At 59.3% G+C, this 22,533-nt stretch carries 22 protein-coding genes and 1 pseudogene; 15 read left to right on the forward strand and 8 right to left on the reverse strand.

The features are described from left to right. Nucleotides 1-772 (reverse strand): IclR family transcriptional regulator (locus tag ACRESJ_RS16905; protein ID WP_431758924.1); only part of this gene is annotated, 772 nt, incomplete at its 3' end. 165 nt (nt 773-937) lie between these two features. On the opposite strand from ACRESJ_RS16905, the gene hmgA reads away from it, so the two are divergent. The 3 genes from hmgA to maiA are packed head-to-tail and all read left to right on the forward strand — an operon-like array spanning nt 938 to nt 4,198. Beyond that, nucleotides 938-2,242 carry a homogentisate 1,2-dioxygenase gene (gene hmgA, locus ACRESJ_RS16910; RefSeq protein WP_431758925.1) on the forward strand — a complete coding sequence of 435 codons (1,305 nt, stop codon included), beginning with the start codon at nt 938-940 and terminating at the stop codon, nt 2,240-2,242. 3 nt (nt 2,243-2,245) lie between these two features. Then, nucleotides 2,246-3,550: a fumarylacetoacetase gene (gene fahA, locus ACRESJ_RS16915; protein WP_431758926.1), complete on the forward strand. Its 1,305-nt coding sequence runs from the start codon at nt 2,246-2,248 to the stop codon at nt 3,548-3,550. Between the two features lie 12 nt (nt 3,551-3,562). Then, nucleotides 3,563-4,198 (forward strand): maleylacetoacetate isomerase, encoded by a 636-nt coding sequence (maiA, locus tag ACRESJ_RS16920; protein WP_431758927.1) that lies wholly within the window; start codon nt 3,563-3,565, stop codon nt 4,196-4,198. A gap of 71 nt (nt 4,199-4,269) precedes the next feature. On the opposite strand, the gene ACRESJ_RS16925 is transcribed toward maiA, so the two are convergent. Then, complete coding sequence (locus ACRESJ_RS16925; RefSeq protein WP_431758928.1) at nt 4,270-5,073, reverse strand: SirB1 family protein; 804 nt, start codon at nt 5,071-5,073, stop codon at nt 4,270-4,272. A gap of 183 nt (nt 5,074-5,256) precedes the next feature. Here ACRESJ_RS16925 and ACRESJ_RS16930 point away from each other — a divergent pair, with 183 nt between their 5' ends. Beyond that, nucleotides 5,257-6,276, forward strand: a complete 1,020-nt coding sequence (locus ACRESJ_RS16930) for a Glu/Leu/Phe/Val dehydrogenase dimerization domain-containing protein (protein WP_431758929.1) — start codon at nt 5,257-5,259, stop codon at nt 6,274-6,276. A 194-nt stretch (nt 6,277-6,470) separates the two neighbouring features. On the opposite strand, the pseudogene ACRESJ_RS16935 reads toward ACRESJ_RS16930, so the two are convergent. Beyond that, a pseudogene (locus ACRESJ_RS16935) lies at nt 6,471-6,710 on the reverse strand (YebG family protein); the annotation flags it as partial. A 276-nt stretch (nt 6,711-6,986) separates the two neighbouring features. Between ACRESJ_RS16935 and ACRESJ_RS16940 the strand changes: the two are divergent. Next, nucleotides 6,987-7,487 (forward strand): phosphate-starvation-inducible protein PsiE, encoded by a 501-nt coding sequence (locus ACRESJ_RS16940; protein WP_431758930.1) that lies wholly within the window; start codon nt 6,987-6,989, stop codon nt 7,485-7,487. Here ACRESJ_RS16940 and ACRESJ_RS16945 read toward each other — a convergent pair. Beyond that, complete coding sequence (locus ACRESJ_RS16945) at nt 7,484-7,801, reverse strand: DUF3509 domain-containing protein (RefSeq protein ID WP_431758931.1); 318 nt, start codon at nt 7,799-7,801, stop codon at nt 7,484-7,486. The two genes, ACRESJ_RS16940 and ACRESJ_RS16945, sit on opposite strands and share 4 nt — an antisense overlap. A gap of 375 nt (nt 7,802-8,176) precedes the next feature. After that, on the reverse strand, nt 8,177-9,553 hold the full coding sequence (locus ACRESJ_RS16950) for an L-serine ammonia-lyase (RefSeq protein WP_431758932.1): 1,377 nt from the start codon (nt 9,551-9,553) through the stop codon (nt 8,177-8,179). 135 nt (nt 9,554-9,688) lie between these two features. Here ACRESJ_RS16950 and ACRESJ_RS16955 point away from each other — a divergent pair, with 135 nt between their 5' ends. The 8 genes from ACRESJ_RS16955 to ACRESJ_RS16990 all read left to right on the forward strand — a co-directional run bounded on the left by ACRESJ_RS16955 (nt 9,689) and on the right by ACRESJ_RS16990 (nt 17,837). Further along, on the forward strand, nt 9,689-10,630 hold the full coding sequence (locus ACRESJ_RS16955) for a LysR substrate-binding domain-containing protein (protein WP_431758933.1): 942 nt from the start codon (nt 9,689-9,691) through the stop codon (nt 10,628-10,630). 220 nt (nt 10,631-10,850) lie between these two features. Next, nucleotides 10,851-11,258, forward strand: a complete 408-nt coding sequence (locus ACRESJ_RS16960) for an HPF/RaiA family ribosome-associated protein (RefSeq protein ID WP_431758934.1) — start codon at nt 10,851-10,853, stop codon at nt 11,256-11,258. Nucleotides 11,259-11,439: 181 nt separating this feature from the next. Next, nucleotides 11,440-11,745 carry a DUF3649 domain-containing protein gene (locus ACRESJ_RS16965; RefSeq protein ID WP_431758935.1) on the forward strand — a complete coding sequence of 102 codons (306 nt, stop codon included), beginning with the start codon at nt 11,440-11,442 and terminating at the stop codon, nt 11,743-11,745. Next, nucleotides 11,742-13,319: a PepSY-associated TM helix domain-containing protein gene (locus ACRESJ_RS16970; protein WP_431758936.1), complete on the forward strand. Its 1,578-nt coding sequence runs from the start codon at nt 11,742-11,744 to the stop codon at nt 13,317-13,319. The genes ACRESJ_RS16965 and ACRESJ_RS16970 overlap by 4 nt, the downstream gene beginning before the upstream one ends. Beyond that, nucleotides 13,320-13,646: a DUF3325 domain-containing protein gene (locus ACRESJ_RS16975; protein WP_431758937.1), complete on the forward strand. Its 327-nt coding sequence runs from the start codon at nt 13,320-13,322 to the stop codon at nt 13,644-13,646. A 4-nt stretch (nt 13,647-13,650) separates the two neighbouring features. After that, on the forward strand, nt 13,651-14,223 hold the full coding sequence (locus ACRESJ_RS16980; protein WP_431758945.1) for an RNA polymerase sigma factor: 573 nt from the start codon (nt 13,651-13,653) through the stop codon (nt 14,221-14,223). Then, nucleotides 14,220-15,209 carry a FecR family protein gene (locus tag ACRESJ_RS16985; protein WP_431758938.1) on the forward strand — a complete coding sequence of 330 codons (990 nt, stop codon included), beginning with the start codon at nt 14,220-14,222 and terminating at the stop codon, nt 15,207-15,209. Before ACRESJ_RS16980 ends, ACRESJ_RS16985 begins: the two co-directional genes overlap by 4 nt. A 201-nt stretch (nt 15,210-15,410) precedes the next feature. After that, nucleotides 15,411-17,837, forward strand: coding sequence for a TonB-dependent siderophore receptor (locus tag ACRESJ_RS16990; RefSeq protein WP_431758939.1), 2,427 nt, complete (start codon nt 15,411-15,413; stop codon nt 17,835-17,837). Between the two features lie 528 nt (nt 17,838-18,365). On the opposite strand, the gene ACRESJ_RS16995 is transcribed toward ACRESJ_RS16990, so the two are convergent. After that, a complete protein-coding gene (locus ACRESJ_RS16995) occupies nt 18,366-19,241 on the reverse strand; it encodes a helix-turn-helix domain-containing protein (RefSeq protein WP_431758940.1) in 876 nt (291 codons plus the stop codon). A 138-nt stretch (nt 19,242-19,379) separates the two neighbouring features. Here ACRESJ_RS16995 and ACRESJ_RS17000 point away from each other — a divergent pair, with 138 nt between their 5' ends. Further along, complete coding sequence (locus ACRESJ_RS17000; RefSeq protein ID WP_431758941.1) at nt 19,380-20,282, forward strand: DMT family transporter; 903 nt, start codon at nt 19,380-19,382, stop codon at nt 20,280-20,282. A gap of 8 nt (nt 20,283-20,290) precedes the next feature. Here ACRESJ_RS17000 and ACRESJ_RS17005 read toward each other — a convergent pair whose 3' ends face one another. Together ACRESJ_RS17005 and ACRESJ_RS17010 are read right to left on the reverse strand one after the other, a co-directional pair. Beyond that, nucleotides 20,291-20,800, reverse strand: coding sequence for a DUF2165 family protein (locus ACRESJ_RS17005; protein ID WP_431758942.1), 510 nt, complete (start codon nt 20,798-20,800; stop codon nt 20,291-20,293). Nucleotides 20,801-20,982: 182 nt separating this feature from the next. Further along, nucleotides 20,983-21,957, reverse strand: coding sequence for a 2-hydroxyacid dehydrogenase (locus ACRESJ_RS17010; protein WP_431758943.1), 975 nt, complete (start codon nt 21,955-21,957; stop codon nt 20,983-20,985). A gap of 199 nt (nt 21,958-22,156) precedes the next feature. On the opposite strand from ACRESJ_RS17010, the gene ACRESJ_RS17015 reads away from it, so the two are divergent. Then, nucleotides 22,157-22,414, forward strand: a complete 258-nt coding sequence (locus ACRESJ_RS17015; protein WP_431758944.1) for a hypothetical protein — start codon at nt 22,157-22,159, stop codon at nt 22,412-22,414. The last annotated feature ends 119 nt before the right edge of the window (nt 22,415-22,533 follow it).

Genomic DNA, 22,533 nt, shown 5'->3' on the forward strand with positions numbered 1-22,533 from the left:
ACCCCATGCGCCAGCTCACCGCTCGGGTGGCCGCCAACAAGCGCTGCGCTGCCGGACCGTTTTCATCGGCGTGAAACAGCGAGGTCGGCCCGACCACGGTCAGTACTGCGGCAATCTTGCCCATCGCGTTGAACACAGGTGCCGACAAGGCATCCACGCCGGGCATCAACAACCCATGCACATGATGCAGGCCCCGTTGGCGGATCTGCTCGCACATCGTCGTGTACACCTGCGGATCGGCCAAGGCGTGGGCGCTGCTGTTGTGCAACTCCTGAGCGCGCAAGTCGATGGTTTCAAGTGCAGGCAGGTAAGCACCGAAGACCAGTCCTGTCGAAGAACTGAGCAATGGCAACACCGAGCCCAGTTGTGTCACCACCGTCACCGCGCGCACCGCCGGTTCGATATGCACCACGGTCGCGCCCTGATTGCCCCACACCGCCAGAAAGCAGGTTTCGTTCAAGTCATCGCGCAACTCGGCGAGTGGCAGCGCGGCGACTTTCAGCACGTCCATACTATTGAGTGCCGCCAACCCCACGCGCAAGGCTTCACGGCCCAGGCCGTAATGGTTGGTGGCAGCGTTCTGTTCGGCAAAGCCGCTGGCGATCAAGGCCTGTAAATAGCGGTGAACCTTGCTCGCCGGCATCTGCACATGTTCGGCCAGGCGCGACAGAGAAGTCGAGGGCGACAACTCGGCCAGAGCCTTGAGGATGTCGGTGCCAACCTCGGCCGAGCGGACTTTCTGTTTACCGTTGTTGTCGCTGGTTTTTTCCATGGAGGCACTGTGATCCGGAAACAAATTGGCGTCTTTATAGCTTGACGGTGGATGTCGATCAAATTACGTTATGCGTAATCAAATTACGATAAAAACAACTCGGGCGTGCCTCGACCTCTGCATCAGAGCGAGCGGCCACGGCCGACTCCCTGTTCAGGAGGCTCCATGAACCCCGATTCAACGACGCCAGCGTTGGCTTACCTGTCAGGCTTCGGCAACGAATTCAGCAGCGAAGCGTTGCCCGGCGCATTGCCCGTCGGCCAGAACTCCCCGCAAAAGGCCCCGTACGGCCTCTACACCGAACTGTTCTCCGGCACGGCGTTCACCATGCCGCGCAGCGAGGCACGTCGCACCTGGATGTACCGCATTCAGCCGTCGGCCAACCATCCGGCGTTCGTCAAGCTTGATCGGCAACTGGCCGGCGGCCCGCTGGGTGACGTGACCCCCAATCGCCTGCGCTGGAACCCGCTGGACATTCCCGCCGAGCCGACCGATTTCATCGACGGCCTGGTGAGCATGGCCGCCAACTCGGGTGCAGAAAAACCGGCCGGGATCAGCATCTACAACTACCGCGCCAACCGTTCCATGGAGCGCGTGTTCTTCAATGCCGACGGCGAGATGTTGCTGGTGCCTGAATTGGGGCGCCTGCGCATTGCCACCGAACTCGGTGTGCTTGAACTGGAACCGCTGGAAATTGCCGTACTGCCACGCGGCCTGAAATTCCGCATCGAACTGCTCGACCCGCAAGCTCGTGGTTACGTCGCCGAAAACCATGGTGCGCCACTGCGTCTGCCGGACTTGGGGCCGATTGGCAGCAATGGCCTGGCCAATCCGCGGGACTTCCTGACCCCGGTGGCGGCCTACGAAAACCTGCAACAACCCACCACGCTGGTGCAGAAGTTCCTCGGCCAGTTGTGGGCGTGCGAGCTCAATCATTCGCCGCTCAACGTGGTCGCCTGGCACGGCAACAACGTGCCGTACAAATATGACCTGCGCCGTTTCAACACCATCGGCACCGTCAGTTTCGATCATCCGGACCCGTCGATTTTCACCGTGTTGACCTCGCCGACCAGCGTGCATGGCCTGGCCAATCTCGACTTCGTGATCTTTCCGCCACGCTGGATGGTGGCCGAGAAAACCTTCCGTCCACCGTGGTTCCATCGCAACCTGATGAACGAATACATGGGCCTGATTCAAGGCGAATACGACGCCAAGGCCGAAGGTTTCCTGCCCGGTGGTGCGTCGTTGCACAGCTGTATGAGCGCCCACGGCCCGGATGGCGAAACCTGCACCAAAGCGATCAACGCTGACCTCAAACCGGCGAAAATCGATAACACCATGGCCTTCATGTTCGAGACCAGCCAAGTGCTGCGTCCGAGCCGTTTTGCCCTCGAATGCCCGCAACTGCAATCCAACTACGATGCTTGCTGGGCCACGCTGCCCGCCACTTTCGACCCGACCCGGAGATAACCCATGACGCAGACTTCCATCCCTCGCAGCTGGGTTGCTTCCGCGAACGGCCATGCTGATTTTCCACTGCAGAACCTGCCGCTGGGCGTGTTCAGCGTGAAGGGTTCGGCACCGCGCAGTGGCGTGGCCATTGGCGAGCATATTTTCGATCTGGAGGCTGGCCTTGATGCCGGCCTGTTTGACGGCAAAGCCAAGGCCGCAGTCGAAGCGACCCGTGGCGGCCAGCTCAATGCCTTCTTTGAGTTGGGCCGTGAGGCTCGCGTGGCGCTGCGCGAACGCTTGCTGGAGCTGTTGAGCGAAGGCAGTACCCTGCACGGCAAGATCGAAGCCCAGGGCGCAAAACTGCTGCCGTTGGCGGCGGATTGCGAAATGCACGTGCCGGCTAAAATCAACGACTACACCGACTTCTACGTGGGCATCGAGCACGCGCAGAACGTCGGCAAACTGTTTCGCCCGGACAATCCGTTACTGCCGAACTACAAGTACGTACCGATCGGCTACCACGGTCGTGCCTCGACCATTCGCCCGTCCGGAACCGACGTGCGTCGTCCGAAAGGCCAGACCTTGCCGGCCGGCCAGACTGAACCGACTTTTGGCCCTTGTGCGCGTCTGGACTACGAACTGGAGTTGGGCATCTGGATCGGTCAAGGCAACGACATGGGCGACTCCATCGCCATTGGTGACGCCGCTGATCACATTGCCGGGCTCTGCCTGCTCAACGACTGGTCGGCGCGGGACATTCAGGCGTGGGAATACCAACCTTTGGGCCCGTTCCTGTCGAAGAGTTTTATCACCAGCATCTCACCGTGGGTCGTCACCGCTGAAGCGCTGGAGCCTTTCCGCATTGCCCAGCCTGCGCGCCCCGATGGTGATCCGCAGCCGCTGCCGTACCTGTTCGACAAGCGCGACCAGGCGGCTGGAGGCTTCGATATCGAGCTGGAAGTATTGCTGCTCACCGAAACCATGCGCGAACAGAACCTGCCGGCCCATCGCCTGACCCTGAGCAACTCCAGGCACATGTATTGGACCGTGGCGCAAATGGTCGCGCATCACAGCGTCAACGGTTGCCAGTTGCAAGCGGGGGATCTGTTCGGTTCGGGCACTTTGTCGGGGCCGGAAAACGGCCAGTTTGGCAGCCTGCTGGAGATCACCGAAGGCGGTAAGAAGCCGATCGAACTGGCCTCGGGCGAGGTACGCAAGTTCCTTGAGGACGGCGACGAAATCATCCTGCGTGGCCGTTGCAGTCGCGAAGGCTTCGCTTCCATCGGGTTCGGTGAATGCCGCGGCAAAGTGTTGCCGGCGCGCTAAGAGGGAAGGAGCATGGAACTCTATACCTACTATCGATCGACATCGTCCTATCGGGTGCGGATTGCGTTGGCGTTGAAGGGGCTCGATTACCAAGCGTTGCCGATCAACCTGATCGCGCCGCCCGGTGGTGAGCATCGTCAAACGCCGTATCTGAGTATCAATCCGCAAGGTCGCGTGCCGGCCTTGCGCACCGATGAAGGCGAGTTGTTGATCCAGTCACCGGCGATCATCGAGTACCTGGAAGAGCGTTATCCACAGTCTCCGCTGCTGGCCAAAGACTTCGCTGCCCGTGCTCATGAGCGCGGCGTGGCGGCAGTAATCGGCTGCGATGTGCATCCGCTGCACAACGTCAGCGTGCTCAACCGCCTAAGGCAGTTGGGCCACGATGAACCGCAGGTGGTGGAGTGGATCGGGCACTGGATCAGCCAGGGTCTGGCGACCGTGGAGCAGTTGATCGGTGACGAAGGTTACTGCTTCGGGCCTGAGCCAGGTCTGGCCGATGTCTACCTGATTCCGCAACTGTACGCGGCCGAGCGTTTCAACATTTCTCTCGATGCTTTCCCGCGTATTAGACGAGTGGCGGCGTTGGCCACAACTCATCCGGCCTTCATCAAGGCCCATCCGGCCAATCAGCCAGACACGCCATAACGCCTTGCCTTCGCCTGTTTGTGGGGCGAGTTTGCTCGCTTCCACAAACCCAGTCGCTGCCAGGTTCGTTGTTAATGGACGATGGAATTGGGCGGCAAATGCCCCAAGCGTTCGGTCAGTCGAATCCGCTGGATCGGATCATCACTGAGCAGCAGTGCATGCTCCAGGTCGAAGCGCTCGGCGTTGGGGCACTCCAGGCGTTGATACAGGCTGGCTCGGGCCAGGTAATCGGAGGAACTGGCGTTGCCCAGGTCCAGCACACGCTCGGCGTCAATCAGGGCGCCGATAAAGTCGTCGTTTGAGAGGTGCAGCTGACGCAGGTTGCGCGAGAGCCGTTGCAACATTTGCACGGGCTCCGCGGTCACCAGATGCTCGGCGCTGAGATTCATGTTCGGGCCGTACTGGCGTTGCAGCAATTCCCGGCAATCGTTGGGATAGAGTCGACGGCCGCCGCAGGGGTCGAGCAGGTGATCGGCGCCCGGCACGCGCAGCAGAAAATGCCCCGGGAAATTGACGCCGACCATAGGGATCTCCAAACCCCTGGCCAGCTCCAGTGCAATCAGCCCCAAAGCCAGCGGTTGCCCGCGCCGGCGCTCCAGCACTTTATTGAGTAACGCGACTTGCGGACGCAAAGGCGTGGAATCGTCCTGAGCAAACCCCAGGTCATTCATGCGCCGCAACAGTGGCTGTGCCAGTTCGCTGACCGGCAACATCGGCAAGCTGCCACTGATCCGTTGTTGCAGCTCTCTGAAATTCACCAGCAGCGTCTCGGGGTTCACCTCGCTGTCATGTTCGGCGGCAATCCACAGCGCCGCCTCGAACAGCGCGGGCGGTGAACGTTGCAGGCAAGCGAAAAACGATTGGCGCGGCGTCATCAAAATCTCCGGGCAATGCCTCGTTTTAGCCCCGTCTCCCGCATTCGTCCAGTGCCGCACCAAGGCAGCAACAGGTTATTTCCGAATGGCTCTATGGCGGCCTCGCTTATTCCGGTGCGCTTCAGCAATTTTTGGGCGCAAGCCTATACTGGCGACTACAAGAAGTGATTCGGGAGCCTTACGATGTTCGCTCTCATGCAAAGCACTCGCCTTGAATCGCTGCATCTGAGCGTTGACCCGGTCACCGGGTTGAAGGCGGTCATTGCCATTCATAACAGCCGCCTGGGGCCTGCCCTGGGTGGTTGTCGTTACCTTGCCTACCCCAGCGACGAGTCCGCGGTCGAGGATGCCGTTCGCCTTGCCCAGGGCATGAGCTACAAGGCTGCGCTGGCGGGCCTGGCCCAGGGTGGCGGCGTAGCGGTGATCATGCGACCGGCTCATGTCGCGAACCGTGGAGCACTGTTCGAAGCCTTCGGGCGCTGTATCGATCAGCTCGACGGGCGCTATATCACTGCCATCGACAGCGGTACGTCGGTGGCGGACATGGATTGCATCGCCCAACAGACCCAGCATGTGACCAGTACTACCTCGGCAGGTGACCCTGCGCCCCATGCCGCAATGGGTGTGTTCACCGGTATTCGCGCCACCGCCATGGCCCGCTTGGGCAGTGATAATCTCGAAGGCCTGCGCGTGGCCATCCAAGGTTTGGGCAACGTGGGGTTTGCGCTGGCGGAACAGCTGCATGCCGCTGGTGCCGAGTTGCTGGTGAGCGACATCGATCACGGCAAGGTGCAACTGGCCATGGAGCAGCTCGGTGCTCACCCGATCGCCAACGATGCGCTACTCAGCACGCCTTGCGACATCCTCGCACCCTGCGGTCTGGGTGGAGTGCTCAATAGCCACACCGTGACGCAACTGCGTTGCTCGGCGGTGGCCGGTTCAGCCAACAACCAACTGACCCATCTGGACGTCGCCGATCAACTGGAGCGGCGGGGGATCCTGTATGCACCGGATTACGTGATCAATGCAGGCGGGTTGATATACGTATCGCTCAAACATCGTGGCGAAGAGTTAGCGACCATCACTGCGCACCTGTCGAAAATCAGTTCCCGATTGACAGAGGTGTTTGCCCACGCGCAGGCAGAGAAGCGTTCGCCGGCTCGGGTGGCGGATGAGTTGGCGGAGAAAGTGTTGTACCGATGACGCCCGCACGGGTTTATCCACAGGTATGAAAAAGGCCCTGAGCCATTGGACTCAGGGCCTGTTCAATTCGGATGTCGCCAATCCAGGTGTTACTTTGCCGCTTTCGGTGCCTTGGCCGGTTTGGCCGGTGGCGCAGGTTCTTCGGCTTCAACCACCTCAACCGCTGGCGCAACTTCTTCAACCGGTGCGCTCAGCAATTCGGACAGTGCGTCCGGCTGGCTCTTGAATGCCTTGGCGAACACATCGCGGTTCTTCGCCATGTAGATCCCGGCTTCTTCCACTTGCTGCTCGGTCAGGGACGGAACGGCTTTTTGCAACACTTCAGCCAGCAATTCAGCCAGTTCGAGCATTTTGTCATGACGGTCAGCTTCGGCTTTATCCATGAACAAGCGCTCCAGATCTCGGCTGCTGCGGTATACCACTTCGACGGCCATTCACCACCTCACATGCCTTCACATTGGTTGTCGATTTCGACTACTGTATTTTTATACAGCTAAAAGGATAAGCGAATCCCTTTGCTTTGGGTAGTGGCTTTTTAATGTAGTCCGGATTCAGGGTTTGTCAGGCGCAGGCCGCAGCGGTGCGACCAAACGCCACGGAGCGCAAAATACAGCCGCTCGCCATCATGTCGTGGCCTTCTTTCTGCATGCAGAACAACCGTCACGTCCAACCCGCATTATCCGGTCGAGCCGACCTAAGGAAGTATCATCGTGAAAATCAACTGGGCCGAAAAGCTGCGCCAGAACGTGCATGAACTGGCCGAGTCGCTGGGCAACCTGTTCGTCGAGACGTTCCACTACCTGGCGTTGTTCGCCATTGGTGCCGTGACCGCATGGGCCGCGGTGATGGAATTCCTGGGGATGATCGAGCAGGGCCACATCAAGATCGATGACATCCTGCTGCTGTTCATTTACCTGGAACTGGGGGCGATGGTCGGGATTTATTTCAAGACCAACCACATGCCCGTGCGGTTCCTGATCTATGTGGCGATCACTGCGCTGACGCGCCTGCTGATTTCCAACGTGTCGCACCACAATCCACCTGACCTGGGGATCATCTACCTGTGCGCTGGAATTCTGCTGCTGGCGTTTGCGATTCTGGTGGTGCGTTACGCTTCGTCGCAGTTTCCGTCGGTGAAGATCGAAAACCCACACCGCAAAACAGGTGCGGGCTCCAGTGAACATCCGGAAGTAGAAAAAGGCGAGATTTAAAGACCCATGGCGGGTCGGGGACGACCTTTGCTGGTCGGTGGCGGCAGGTTGCGTGTGCTGCCATCGGTCATGGCTTCGAGGACGGCCACGGCGCTGTGGCCCTGTTCGATGGCGATGCCGAACTGAATGCTCTGCACCAGGCGTTTGAGGCGCTCGGTGTCATTGCGCTGCTCGGCACTGATCATGCGTTTGGCGACTATGTGACCACAGTTGGACAGGGTCAGCATGATGCGCCCGTCCAATCCCTGAATGCTCAGGTTGATCTGATAATCCGCTGCAAAGGCATCGGTAATGAGCTGAAAAGGGTTGTCCATGATGCGTCACCGCCTGATTGAACGTGCAGTTGTTGACCGGTCGATATCAGGATTAGTTCGCGATACCGGACCATCGGCCTTCATGACGTACTTTCTGTAGTAGCTGCCGCAGGCTGCGATCTTTTGATTTTTGGCGTATTTGAAAACGCTGAAGATCAAAAGATCGCAGCCTTCGGCAGCTCCTACCAAGGGCTTAGCAAGGTGCATGCCGGGTAGATTGTCGGACAATGTAGGCGCGAGCTTGCTCGCGAAGATGGTGAACGATCACGCGTGAAACCGGTTGGTCTACAACGGCCATTATTTTTTTCGCGAGCAAGCTCGCTCCTACAGGCTGCCCGATTCAGGGCAATAAACGTCTACGTGCCTCTTAAGCGATCAACATTCCACCCAGCTCACGGCCAAGCCGCCCCGCGAGGTCTCTTTGTATTTGTCGTGCATGTCGGCACCGGTATCGCGCATGGTGCGGATCACCCGGTCCAGGGAGATGAAATGTATGCCGTCGCCGCGCAGGGCCATCTGCGTGGCATTGATTGCCTTCACGGCGGCAATCGCGTTGCGCTCGATGCACGGTACCTGAACCAAGCCGCCGACCGGGTCGCAGGTCAGGCCCAGGTTGTGTTCCAGGCCGATTTCCGCGGCGTTTTCCAGTTGCTCCGGTGTAGCGCCCAGTACCTCGGCCAAACCGGCGGCTGCCATGGCGCAGGCCGAACCGACCTCACCCTGGCAGCCGACTTCGGCACCGGAGATCGAGGCGTTTTTCTTGCAAAGGATGCCAACCGCCGCCGCGCCCAGAAAGAACGCTACGACGTCATCTTCCGACGCCTGCGGATTGAATTTCATGTAGTAGTGCAGCACCGCTGGAATGATCCCCGCTGCGCCGTTGGTCGGTGCTGTGACCATGCGCCCACCGGCGGCGTTTTCCTCGTTCACGGCGAGGGCGTACAGGTTGACCCATTCCATGGCCGACAAAGTCGAGGTGATGACATTCGGCTTGCCGATTTCTTGCAGGCTGCGGTGCAGTTTCGCCGCGCGGCGCGGAACATTCAGACCGCCCGGAAGAATGCCTTCGTGGTGCAGCCCTTGCTCGACGCACTCGCGCATCACCGACCAGATGTGCAACAGGCCCTGGCGAATCTCGGCGTCACTGCGCCACGCTCGCTCGTTGGCCATCATCAACTCGGAAACCCGCAAGCCATGCTCGTTGCAGAGGTGGAGCAATTCGACGGCGCTGGAGAAATCGTATGGCAACACCACGTCGCTGGCAGGGGCAACACCGGACTCGGCTTCGGCCGCTTCGATGATGAAACCGCCGCCTATCGAGTAGTACGTTTGCTCGAACAGTTCGCCGGTCTCACCGAAGGCTGTAAGAGACATGGCGTTGGGGTGGTAGGGCAGGCTCTCGTCGAGAAGCAGGAGATCGCGGGACCAGTTGAAGGCAATGTTCATTTGTCCGGCCAGGGACAGTTCACCGGTTTCGCGCAACGTGTGGATTCGGCTATCGATGGTGGTGGGGTCGATACGGTCCGGCCACTCGCCCATCAAACCCATGACGCAAGCACGGTCGGTGGCGTGACCGACACCGGTCGCCGACAGGGAGCCGTAGAGTCGGATTTCCACGCGGCGCACATCCCTTAGCAAAGCCTGATCGACCAGCGCTTGGACGAAGGTCGCAGCGGCGCGCATCGGGCCGACGGTATGGGAGCTGGACGGACCGATACCGACTTTGAAGAGATCGAAAACACTGATAGCCATGCTAAAGCCTATTCCTGAAATGGAAGATCAATCGCCGCCATTTTTGGAGGACAAGCGCAATTTCAGCGATACTGCCTCCCTCGATCCCGTGTGACCAACGAAACTTCCTAAGACAGCCTTTAGCAGGACTAAACGATGAGCCGTCAATTACACGCCCAGACTTATGTGTGGCTGCAGGTGTTTTCCTGTGCCGCACGGCACCTGTCGTTTACGCGCTGCGCTGAAGAACTGCACATCACCCCGGGGGCTGTCAGCCAGCAGATTCGCCAATTGGAAGAGCGCTTGGGTTTTCGCCTGTTTCATCGGCGAGCCCGGGGAGTGGAGCTCAGCGCAGAAGGCCAACGGCTGGCCATTACTGTCAATGAGGCTTATGGCAGCATCGATGCAGAACTGCGCCGGCTGGACGCAGGCATGATCAGCGGGACATTGCGGGTACGTTCGATTCCTTCGTTCCTGAGCAAATGGTTGACCCCGCGTCTGCCACGTTTGCAGCAACGGTTTCCGGACATTCAGTTACGTTTGGTGGCCGAGGACAGCAGCGTGCCTCTGCATGAGGGTGATTTCGACCTGGCGATCGACCTGAACGACGGCAGCTATCCGGGGCTGTTATCCACAGCCTTGCTCGACGAGCAGATTTTTCCGGTCTGTGCACCGGGCCTGTTGCGCGGGCGTCCGCCGTTGCATGGCCCCGCGGACCTGATGCATTTCCCGTTGCTGCACGACATGACGGCCTGGCGCGGCAGTTACGAATATGCGGAATGGGAGTTCTATCTCAATGCCATCGGCTTTGAAGGCGCGGATGTGCGGCGCGGGCATACGTTCAATCGCAACCACCTGACCATCGAAGCGGCCATCGCCGGAATGGGGGTCGCCATCGCCCGGCGAACGTTGCTCAACGATGAACTGGAGCGCGGGGCGTTGATCGTGCCGTTCGGCCTGACGGTGCCCAATCACAAGCGCTACATGTTGCTCTACGCACCTGGGGCGCTGAGCCATCCGGGCGTGCGTGCGGTGCATGACTGGCTGGTGGAAGAGGCAGGGATTTTTCGCGCTTTGCATCCGCTGGGGGAGCGGTAAGTGTGAGCAATTATTACGCAAGGGCGGGGCGAAGGAACTCCCGACCTTAACAGCGCTTTCGCCGGTTGTCCGGTTTTTTTTGTGATTGGAAATTTATCTTTTTTTAGGGGTTGAATTGTTCAGCGTACAGACCGATTGTGTAAGTAAGAGGTCACGGTGACGACGCCCAAGGGCTTAGCTGACCGGCCTCTCGCGAGCTAGCTGAAATAAGGGATGAACTATGCAAATCCAAGTCAATAGCGATAACCATATTCAAGGCAGTAAACGACTGGAGGAGTGGGTACGTACGACAATTGAGAGCACGCTCGAACGATATGAAGAAGACCTGACACGCGTCGAGGTTCATCTGCGGGACGAGAACGGCGACAAGCCCGGTCCCCACGATATGCGCTGCCAACTGGAAGCGCGGCCAAAAGGCCATCAACCAATTTCCGTCACCCATAAAGCCACTACCATGGAGCAGGCGATCGACGGAGCAGCCGTAAAACTTGAACATGCGCTAGAGCATATGTTTGGCAAATTGCGCGGCAAACGCGCCAATGTGGTGCCCATCGAGAGTGGCGCCCATGCCGACCGGCTGCTGGAGGAAGAATTTCTGGAAAACGAACAGGCTGCGCTTAACGGCTGACAGCTGATTCCTCCCCAACTAAAACGGGCCTGCATTGCAGGCCCGTTTTGTTTGTGAAGCACCTGTGGGCGAGCATGATCGTCCTGCAGACAGTTTTGCGTATGAGAATATTTATCATTAGTATTGCGCCTTGCTGGCCCCGTGACGTTCACGCCGCCTCACCCGGTTCCAAGGTCGCAACATGAAAGCCAAAAGTAAGACGCTCCCCGTTTCCTATCGACTGGCGGTCACCTCGCGGGTGCTCGCGGCAGTGTTCGGCGGTTATGTCGTCGCGGCGCTGGCGAGTGTCTGCCTGACCCTTTGGGTGCCAGTGGCCCGCGCTGAAGCCGCGGTGACGGGAATGCTGAGCTCGTTCGTGGTTTATCTGCTGGCGGTGATCTGGTGCTTTGCCTGTCGAACGGCGTGGCGGGCCTGGTTCGGATTAATCCTGTCGAGCCTGATTCTGGCAGCGTCGGCAGGGCTGGCGTACTGGATGGAGCCGTCATGAAAGAAGGCTTTCGTCAGGCAATGGCCTGGATGCACACCTGGACCGGTCTGGTCTTCGGTTGGCTGCTGTTTGCGATTTTCCTGACCGGCACGCTTGCCTACTTCAAGGACGAGACCAGTCACTGGATGCAGCCGGAAATCCCCGCACGCTCGGTATCCCCTGAAGCCAGCCTGGCCCTGGCTCAGGCTTATCTTCAGCAGCACGCCGCTGGTGCTTCACGCTGGATCATTGAACTGCCCACCGCCCGTGAACCCGCGCTATCAGTACGTTGGCAACCGTTGCTGGCCAAGCCCGGTGAACGCGGCCAACTGACGGACAAGCTCCTCGACCCGCAAACCGGCAGTGAAGTCCAGGCCCGGGACAGCCGGGCTGGCGAGTTCTTCTACCGCTTCCATTACCAATTGCAAATGCCGTATCCATGGGGTCGCTGGCTGACGACCGCCGCGGCCATGGTGATGTTCGTCGCCCTGATCAGCGGCATCATTACCCACAAGAAAATCTTCAAGGACTTCTTCACCTTCCGTCCACGCAAGGGCCAGCGCTCCTGGCTCGATGGGCACAACGCGGTGGGTGTGCTGGTGTTGCCGTTTCACCTGATGATCACCTACAGCAGCCTGGTCATCTTCATGAGCCTGGTGATGCCGGCGAGCATTCTGGCCTCGTACAAAGGTGGCGTTCAGGAATTCTTCAGTGACGTGTTTCCAGCGGCCAATACCATGGAAGCTGCCGCAATCGCTACGCCGTTGATGCCATTGGCGCCGATGCTGGAAAAGGCTCGCGAGCAGTGGTCGGGCGCACCGGTCGGGCGTGTGACGGTGAACAATCCGGGCGATGCGAATGCTTCGGTGGTGCTGGCGCGAGTGAGAGGCTCGCGCGTGGTCCACGACTTTGGCACTGCCGTGACTTTCAATGGTGCCACCGGTCAACTGCTCACCGCGACCTCGGCGCAATCGTTGCCAATGGCTGTCACGGGCACCTTCTACGGGTTGCACATGGGCAATTTCGCCGGCCCGGTATTGCGCTGGTTGTACTTCCTTTGCGGGCTGGCAGGCACGGCGATGATCGGTACCGGGCTGGTGATCTGGCTCGGCAAGCGTCAACTCAAACACGCCAGGAGCGGCGTGATGCCCTTCGAACTGCGGCTGGTGGACGTGCTGAACATTGCCAGCATGTCAGGGCTGCTCGTTGCGGTGGCGGTGTTCTTCTGGGCCAACCGTTTGCTGCCGATCGGCGTGGCCGAGCGGGCCGGTTGGGAGATCAACAGCTTCTTCATCGCCTGGGGCTTGAGCCTGTTGCATGCCATGGTCCGCCGGGGTCGCGCGGCGTGGGTGGAGCAGTTGGTGTTGGCCGCGTTGTTGTTTGCCGGCGTGCCGTTGCTGAACGCGTTGACCACGCCGTATCACCTCGGTGCCTCGCTGGTACAAGGTGATTGGGTCATGGCGGGTTTCGATCTCACCTGTCTGGTCAGCGGGCTGTTTCTCGCTTGGGCTGCCTGGAAAATGCAGCGCGCCGGGAAGGCTGCAATCGTCCGCCAAGGCACTCAAACGAACCACCTTGAGCAAGAGGCGAACTGAATGTTGCTGTCCCTGTTGCTCTGTTATGGCGGTTTCACTGCGCTGTGTTTTTCGATGGACCGGCATCATGCCGAGTTGCTGGGGCGCAAACCGTCACCCCGCTTGCGACAGTTGTTGAAGGTGGCAGGCTGGCTGTTGCTCGGCTTGTCATTGGGCGTGGCGGTGTCGGTGGCGGATTGGCAACTTGGGTTGGTGCAATGGTTTGCGGTGCTGATGCTCAGTGCCTTGTTGCTGGTGTTGCTGCTGCCCTATCGCCCGCACCTGGCCTTGGCGTTGGCCGGGGTGAGCCTGCTGGTCAGTCCGCTTGCCGCGCTTGCGCAGTGTTGAATCGATGATCGGTCGCCCACCCGAAAGCAACGATATCGAGCGCGATGAACAGCGCGGCGATCGTGCGCATTTTCTTCAGGTATTCCTTTCGCAACGTTCGCAAATGGAAGCGCTGGTGAATCGGCGGGTTGGTTGCCGGGCGACAGCGGCCGACCTGGTACAGGACCTGTTCCTGCGCTTCTGGCGAAGGCCACTGGTACAGGTCGAGGAACTCAGCACCTATCTGCTGCGATGCGCCGGCAACATTGCCATCGACCATCTGCGCAGCGAAGGCACGCGGGTTCGGGCCAGCGAAGGCTTGATGGCTGAACCTTCAGACAGCGTGGGAGGCGAGCCGCAAGCGGCGCTGGAGGCAGGCAATGACCTGCGCCACGTGGAAGCGGCATTGCGCGCATTGCCTGAGCGCACGCGGCAGATCTTTTTGCTCAATCGCATCCATGGCCGCAAATACGCCGAGATCGCCAAGGCCATGGGTTTGTCCCAAAGTGCCGTGGAAAAACATATGATGCGCGCGCTTGAGGCCTGCAAGGCAAGCCTGAGGGAACCCGAACCGCGTACGCCAGGGAAAGCACTGTGAAGACCACTGAACCCGTCCTGCCGACACCCGCCCAGGAGCAGCAAGCGCTGGCCTGGCTGAGCCTGTTGCATGACCAGCCGAGCAGCGGTGATCAGGCCACGTTCAGCCAGTGGCTTCGGGCCGATCTCGCGCACGCCGAAGCCTATGCCCGTGCACAAGTGGTGTGGGAGTTGAGTGAGGTGCCGGCGCGCACGCTGGCCGATGAAGAGGCCCTGGCCTTGCAGGGTTATCTCAGTGCCATGAACCGTTCGCGGCGCAGTAGCGTCCGGCGTTGGTCCGGTGCGTTGGCCATGGCCGCTTGCCTGGTGCTGATGATCAGCCTCGGCAGCGGTTGGCAACCGGCGCGCTGGATCGATGATCTGGGCGCTGATTATGTGTCGGCACCCGGTGAAATCCGCACTGTCACCCTGGCCGATCAATCACAAGTCACCCTTGATGCCGACAGTGCCATCGCGGTGGATTTCAGTCACGGTGAGCGCCATGTGCAAGTGCGTCGCGGCGCCGGTTTCTTCAGCGTGACGCACACGGGCGAACCGTTTGTAGTGGATGCCGAGCAGGGTCAGGCGCGGGTGCTGGGAACGCAGTTTGAAGTGCGCCTGCAACCCCATGGCGCGCAGGTTACTGTGTTGTCGGGTCGGGTTGGTGTAACGGCAAACAAGCATGCCGAGCAACAAATACTGACAGCCGGCCAGCAAGTGGCGTACGGCGAAGGCAAGGCAGAAAAACTCCACGCCGTGGACAGCGAAGCGCAGTTGGCGTGGCGCCAGGGGTGGCTCAACTACTACAAGGCGACGCTGGCTGATGTAGTGCAGGATTTGCGGCGCTATTACCCGGGCCGGATCGTGTTGCTCAACGATGATCTGGCCAAGCGGCGGGTCAGTGGAAGTTTTCCGAGCAAGGATCCCCAGGCGGTGTTGAGTTCGTTGCAGGGCGTGTTGGGGTTTGAGCAGCATCAGGTGTTGGGGCATCTGATTATTTTGCGTTGAAAGAAAAAAGCAAAGATCGCAGCCTGCGGCAGCTCCTACATGGGGTTGCGTTGATCCTGTAGGAGCTGCCGAAGGCTGCGATCTTTTGATCTTCCAAAAATATTTTCAACTTTCTGCTGAGGTAAAACCGAACGCCATCCGTGTAGTGGCTGAAACTGCGAGTCATTCGCATCCGTTGCGGTTCTACACAGGTCATGAGTCATGAAGTCCAGGGCAAAATCGGGTTCGGTCAAACAGTGGTTAGGTGTTTCTGCCTTCAGTTTTTCAGCGTTGGCGCTGCTGCCGTCCAGCGTCGCGGTAGCTGCTGAAGGTAACGCCCGGCAACTGTCGCAATTCAGCTTTTCCATGGCCGCCAAACCACTGCCCCAAGCCCTGAGTGACTTCAGTCGCACCACCGGCATCAGCGTGGTCTACACCGATGAAGCGCCCTATGGCATTACCGCGCCCGCAGTCAGCGGCCAGTTGAGTGCTGAACAAGCTTTGCAGCGTTTGCTCACAGGTTCTGGCTTGACCTTCCGGCGTACCGATGGCCACACGATGGTACTGGAGCCGCTGCCCACCGAAGGTGCGTTGAATCTGGGTGCGACCACCATTACCTCGGTGATGGATCAGTCCACGAGCTACCAGCCTCCGCCCACCAGTTCGGTGATGCGCACCTCGGCGCCGCTTCAGGAAATACCGCAGACCGTCAACGTGGTCGCCGCCCAGGTCATTCGCGATCAGGCCCCGCGCAATCTGGATGACGCACTGGCCAATGTCAGCGGCATTACACAGGGCAACACGCTCGGCAGTACTCAAGACTCGGTGATGACGCGCGGCTTCGGCGACAACCGCAATGGCTCGATCATGCGCGACGGCATGCCGATCGTGCAGGGCCGAGGCATGAACGCCACCGTGGATCGGGTCGAAGTGCTCAAGGGGCCGGCCTCGTTGCTTTACGGGATTCAGGATCCGGGCGGCGTGGTCAACATGGTCAGCAAGCAACCGGAGCTGGAGCAATACAACGCCTTGACCGTACGCGGCTCGACCTATGGCGAAGGCAAGAACGGCAGTGGCGGTACCTTCGACAGCACCGGCGCTCTCGGGACCTCCGGGTTGGCTTATCGCATGGTGCTGGACCACGAAGACGAAGAATACTGGCGTAACTACGGCGTGCATCGCGAGACCCTGGTCGCACCATCGCTGGCCTGGTTTGGCGAGAGCACAAAACTGTTGTTCGCCTACGAACACCGGGAATTCCTGACGCCATTCGACCGTGGCACAGTGATCGACCCGCGTGACAACCATCCGCTGGACATCCCCCGCGATCGCCGTCTCGACGAGCCTTTCAACAACATGGAAGGGCGCTCGGACTTGTATCACTTCGAGGCCGATCACGAGCTCAACGACAACTGGAATGCCCATTTCGGCTACAGCTGGAACCGCGAAACCTATGACGCCAGCCAAGTGCGCGTCACCGCCATCGACACCAAGAAAGGCACGCTGACCCGCAGCATGGACGGCACGCAGAATGCCATCAGCACCGATCGTTTCACCACGATGAGTCTGGAAGGCAATGTCGATGTTGCAGGCATGCGGCATGACCTGGTGTTTGGTATCGATGATGAGTACCGCAAGATTTACCGCGAAGACCTGATCCGCCAGAAAAGCCTCACGACCTTCAGCTATCTCAACCCGGTGTACGGCCGTGAAGTCGCGGGCACCACCGTAAGCCCGGCCGACAGTGCCCAGACTGACATCCTGCGTAGCGATTCGGTGTTCATGCAGGACTCGATTCACCTGACCGACCAATGGATTCTGGTGGTTGGCGCACGTTTCCAGGAGTACGACCAATACGCCGGTAAAGGTGTGCCGTTCAAGGCCAACACCGACAGCAACGGGCAGAAGTGGGTGCCGCGCGCGGGCCTTGTTTACCGCTACACCGATGAACTGTCGTTCTACGGCAGCTACACCGAATCGTTCAAACCCAACTCCACTATCGCGCCCTTGAGTGGCAGCACCACCGTGCTCGATGGCAGCATCGCGCCGGAAGAAGCCAAGTCCTGGGAAGTCGGCGCCAAGCTCGATATGCCGGGCCGCGTCACCGGCAACATCGCGCTGTTCGACATCAAGAAACGCAACGTGCTGGTGGCCAACTCCGAAGGTCCGGTGACGATCTACAGCGCTGCCGGTGAAGTGCGTTCCCGTGGTTTGGAGCTGGACTTGAGCGGTCAGCTCAGCGACCACTGGAGCATGATCGGCAGCTACGCCTACACCGATGCCGAGGTCACTGAAGACCCGGACTACAAAGGCAAGAAACTGCAAAACGTCGCCAGGAACAGCGGCTCGCTGTCGGCGGTTTATGATTTCGGTAGCGTCTTCGGTGGCGATCAGTTGCGGGTCGGTGCCGGAGCACGTTACGTGGGTGAGCGGGCGGGTAACGCCGTGAACGATTTCGAGCTGCCGAGCTACACCGTCGCCGATGCGTTCGCCACCTATGACACACAGCTCGATGGGCAGAAGGTCAAGTTTCAGCTCAATGTGAAGAACCTGTTCGATCGAACGTACTACACCTCGGCGGCGAGCCGGTTCTTTGTGTCGATGGGCGATTCGCGGCAGGTGACGTTGTCGAGCACTTTGGAGTTTTGAGGCGAAAGATAAAAGATCGCAGCCTGCGGCAGCTCGGATTTGTGTCGTACTCATCCATCACCACACACTCGAAACCTGTGGGAGCGGGCTTGCTCGCGAAGGCGGCCTGCCAGCCGACCAGTCTTTTGTTGACTGAGTACATATCCATCGCTGCGGTAACGGCCGCTTATGGTTTCGCCCTTACGGCGACTCACTTTTTTTAACAAGCGCCTCAAAAAAAGTAAGCAAAAAAAGCGCTCGCCCCGAGCGTCCGGCCCCTCGCCAAGGCTCGGGGTTCCTTCGTTCCGGCATCCATCCGGGGGCATCGCCTCCGGTTTGCTGCGCTGCACCTCCTCTCGATGTGTGCGGCTGCGCCGCACGGCGCTACGCGCCCAACCCCCGGATGAATGCCTCCACTCAGCCTGCCGATGGGGCGGGTGGATCAAGATCAAAAGCTGCAGGCGAGCTAACGCTCGGCCTGTTGAGTGGTGGGGGTATTCGCAGATCAACTGTAGGAGCTGCCGAAGGCTGCGATCTTTTGATTTTGCTTCAGCGCAAAAACGCCTGCCGATACTCCCCCGGCGTCCCACCCAAAGCCTGGCGGAACCGGTTGGTGAAGTGACTGGCACTGGCAAACCCGCAGGCCAATGCGATCTCGCCCAACGGCTGCGAAGTGGAGCGCAGCAGTTCCCGCGCCCGGTGCAGGCGTCGCGCCAACACATACTGATGCGGCGGCAAACCGAAGCTCTCACGGAACATCCGCGCAAAGTGGTACTCCGACAGCGAACACAATGCAGCCAGTTGCCCGAGACTGATGGCCTCGGCCAATTGGCTGTCGATGAACTCCACCAGATGTCGCCGCTGATGCGCGGCCAGCCCACCCTTGAGGCGCAAGCCCTGACGGACACTGACCTGGCTGAGTAGCGCGTGGGCGAGCATTTCGTGGCCCAGGCTACTGGTCAACATGCGCTCACCCGGCTCGTCCCAATTGAGGCTGATCAACTGGCGGAAGCGCCGCGCCTGTTGCGGATCTTCCAGAAAGGTTTGCTCGCGCAGTTGCAGTTCCCGTGGCTCGCGATTGAGCAGGGTGACGCATCCCAGGGCAAATTGTTCGGGGCTGAAATACAGGTGCGCCAGACGAATGTTGCCATTGATCACCCAGCCTGACTGATGGTCGGCGGGCAGGATGCATAACTTGTCTGGCCCGCCTTTGTTGGCGGGTTGATCGCGGCGAAAGGTGCCGGTGCCGCCGGCGATGTAGCACGACAACGTGTGGTGACTCGGCGCTTCGTAATCCTGAGCGTCGTGGTGATTGCTCCACAAGGCTGCGGACAAGCCGTCACCGAGCTCGGCGCTGTGCTCAAGACGAGCATTCGGCGAACGGTTGAGGGCTTGAAAGACTTGCAGTGTTTCCAGTGCGGCCATGATCGGTTCTCTCCAACGCCTTGCATCCTACTCCGTAGCCGTTCGCCTGCCAGCCCGTTGCCTGACAAAAGCGCAAGTTTATGCAAGTGCGTCAGTGCGCGGCGCAGGACACTGGGCACCTATCGAGGAGCCTTCGTCATGAACCTGTTTTTGTACCTGCTGACCGTGCTGATCTGGGGCACCACCTGGATTGCCCTTAAATGGCAACTGGGTGTGGTGGCGATTCCCGTTTCGATCGTCTATCGCTTTGGCCTCGCCGCGCTGGTGCTGTTCGTGATGTTGCTGCTCAGCCGGCGCCTGCAGGTGATGGACCGTCGCGGGCACCTGATCTGCCTGGCGCAGGGCTTGTGCCTGTTTTGCATCAACTTCATGTGCTTCCTGACGGCCAGCCAGTGGATCCCCAGTGGTCTGGTGGCGGTGGTGTTTTCCACAGCCACGCTGTGGAACGCCCTTAATGCACGGGTGTTCTTCGGCCAGAAAATCGCCCGCAATGTACTGATGGGTGGTGCGCTGGGCTTGCTCGGGCTGGGTCTGTTGTTCTGGCCGGAATTGATTGGTCACACCGCCAGCCCGCAAACCTTGCTCGGCCTGGGGTTGGCATTGTGCGGCACCTTGTGTTTTTCGGCGGGCAACATGCTGTCGAGTCTGCAGCAGAAGGCCGGCCTCAAACCGCTGACCACCAATGCCTGGGGTATGGCCTATGGTGCGGCAATGTTGTCGGTGTGGTGCCTGGTCAAAGGCATTCCTTTTGATATGGAGTGGAATGCCCGCTACATCGGCTCGTTGCTGTACCTGGTCATTCCAGGCTCGGTGATCGGCTTTACGGCTTACCTGACCCTGGTCGGGCGCATGGGGCCTGAACGCGCCGCTTATTGCACGGTGTTGTTTCCAGTGGTAGCGCTGAATGTGTCGGCGTTTGCCGAGGGTTACCAATGGACCGCACCGGCATTGGCGGGGTTGGTGATGGTGATGTTGGGTAACGTGTTGGTGTTCCGAAAGCCCAGGGAAAGCACCAAACCCGTGGCGGGCAAGTTGGCTTGAAAGACAACTCAGTTGTCCTTGGCAACCAAAAGATAAATCAGGCCAAGGAACATGTATTCAATATTGTTCCTTGCCCATTCAAAAGCATTGCGTTGAGCGGAGTATTCCAGGTCGAACCATTCGTTAAGGATGATGATGTACAGAGTTTGGTAAACGAATATTGCGGTGGTGAACCCAGCTATTCCGAACTTTTTTGCTTCATGAAACTCGTTGCGTGATGCATCAAGTTTTCGGTAGAGCTGATAAGTGCCAATCAGGCAGCTGAATGTGAATATGGTCTCGAGCGTTATGATCGCCCAATAGAATCGGTGATGAAACATGGTTGAAGTGATTGCTCTGTAACGTCTGGACTCGTTACCTTCGGTGTTGCTCATGCTTATGATCTGCCCGATGTAATCAGAGTATGCCGTGTAATCTGTAAAGTTGTTGACCAGGGTCATCAATCCAAATAATCCCGCCAGTAGCACAATCAGTACTTTGCTCCTCCTTACAGCGCAGACGGTGGTGAAGTTTTTCATGCAGGTGTTCTCCGAATTCACGGTTGTGAATGTTTAATTGTTCGGAGTTTATAGTTGTTGGGTGAGCGTGGGCGTCAAGACTGAGTTGCAAGTTATGTCGCTTGTTTTAATGGGGTTGTAATTTGCGATAGAGGTTGTATTGGAGTTTAAAGGGCACGTTGGTTAGACGTGCCCATGTTTAATCAGCCTTTCCAGACTTGCGGGTTCACCAGGTCCTGTGGTCGCTCGCCCAGCAGGGCGCTGCGCAAGTTACTCAAGGCACGGTTGGCCATCGCATCGCGGGTTTCCTGAGTGGCCGAACCGACGTGGGGCAAGGTCACAGCGTTTTTCAACTGGAACAGCGGCGACTCGGCCAGCGGTTCTTTTTCGTAGACATCCAGCCCGGCGCCGCGGATCCGGTTGTTTTGCAGCGCTTCGATCAGTGCGGGTTCATCCACCACCGGGCCTCGGGCGATGTTCACCAGAATGGCGCTCGACTTCATCAACGCCAGTTCGCGATGGCTGATCAGGTGTTTGGTTTTCTCGCTGAGCGGCACCACCAGGCAAACGAAGTCCGATTCGGCCAGCAATTGATCCAGGCTGCGGAACTGCGCGCCCAGTTCCTGCTCCAGCCCCGTCTTGCGACTGTTGCCGCTGTAGAGGATCGGCATGTTGAAGCCCAGGCGACCACGGCGGGCGATGGCCGCGCCGATGTTGCCCATGCCGACGATGCCCAGGGTCTTGCCGTGGACATCGCAACCGAACAATGGCGCGCCGACGGTGGCTTGCCATTGGCCGGCCTTGGTCCAGGCATCGAGTTCGGCCACGCGACGGGCACTGCTCATCAATAGGGCGAAGGCCAGGTCAGCGGTGCTTTCGGTGAGCACATCCGGCGTGTTGGTCAGCATGATTCCGCGTTTGTTGAAGTAGGCCACGTCATAGTTGTCGTAGCCCACCGAGACGCTGGACACGACTTCCAGCTTGGTGGCGTTCTCCAGTTGCGCACGGCCGAGCTTGCGACCAACGCCGATCAAGCCATGGGCGTGGGGCAGGGCTTCATTGAACTGGGCATTGATGTCGCCGTTTTTCGGGTTAGGCACGATGACGTCGAAGTCTTGTTTCAGGTATTCGACCATTTCAGGCGAGACGCGACTGAAGGCAAGGACGGTTTTTTTCATGGAGGCGGGCTCGTCGGGCGGTGAGGAATGCTTAGCAAGCTACAAGTTTCGAGCGCCAAGCTGCAAGTCTAAAAAACCCTTGCATCGCTTTTATCTTGAAGCTTGCCGCTTGAGGCTTGACGCTGCCATTCCGCTATACTGCCGCCTTTCGTGGCTCGCTGACCGCGCCCGACACTCTACGTATCACCCCGGAGCTTTCATGACTTCCCCGAAACAACCGCCAGTCGCTGACACCTTGAGCGATGAGCAGGCAGAGCTGCCAGACAGCGTCGACTCCAGCGCCGACAGCGAAACCAAAGCCGAGATCCCGGCGTTCAAGTTCCCGTTCAAGCCGGGCGAACTGGCGGCCGCCAAGGGCTCCAACCAGCCTTGGTACAAGAACGGCGCCAAGAACGGCCACACCAAGACCCCAGGTATGGCGCCTCCGGGGACTCGGCGTTCGATGGGTAAGCGCTAAGGTCCAGGCTTTGCGGTGAAAGTACCGCCGTCATCGCGGGCAAGCCCGCTCCCACAATGGGTGCTGGCGTATACAAAATGTGTGTACGCCACCGATCCCTGTGGGAGCGGGCTTGCCCG

The sequence above is a fragment of the Pseudomonas sp. genome, from assembly GCF_050739655.1.
Lineage (GTDB): Bacteria > Pseudomonadota > Gammaproteobacteria > Pseudomonadales > Pseudomonadaceae > Aquipseudomonas.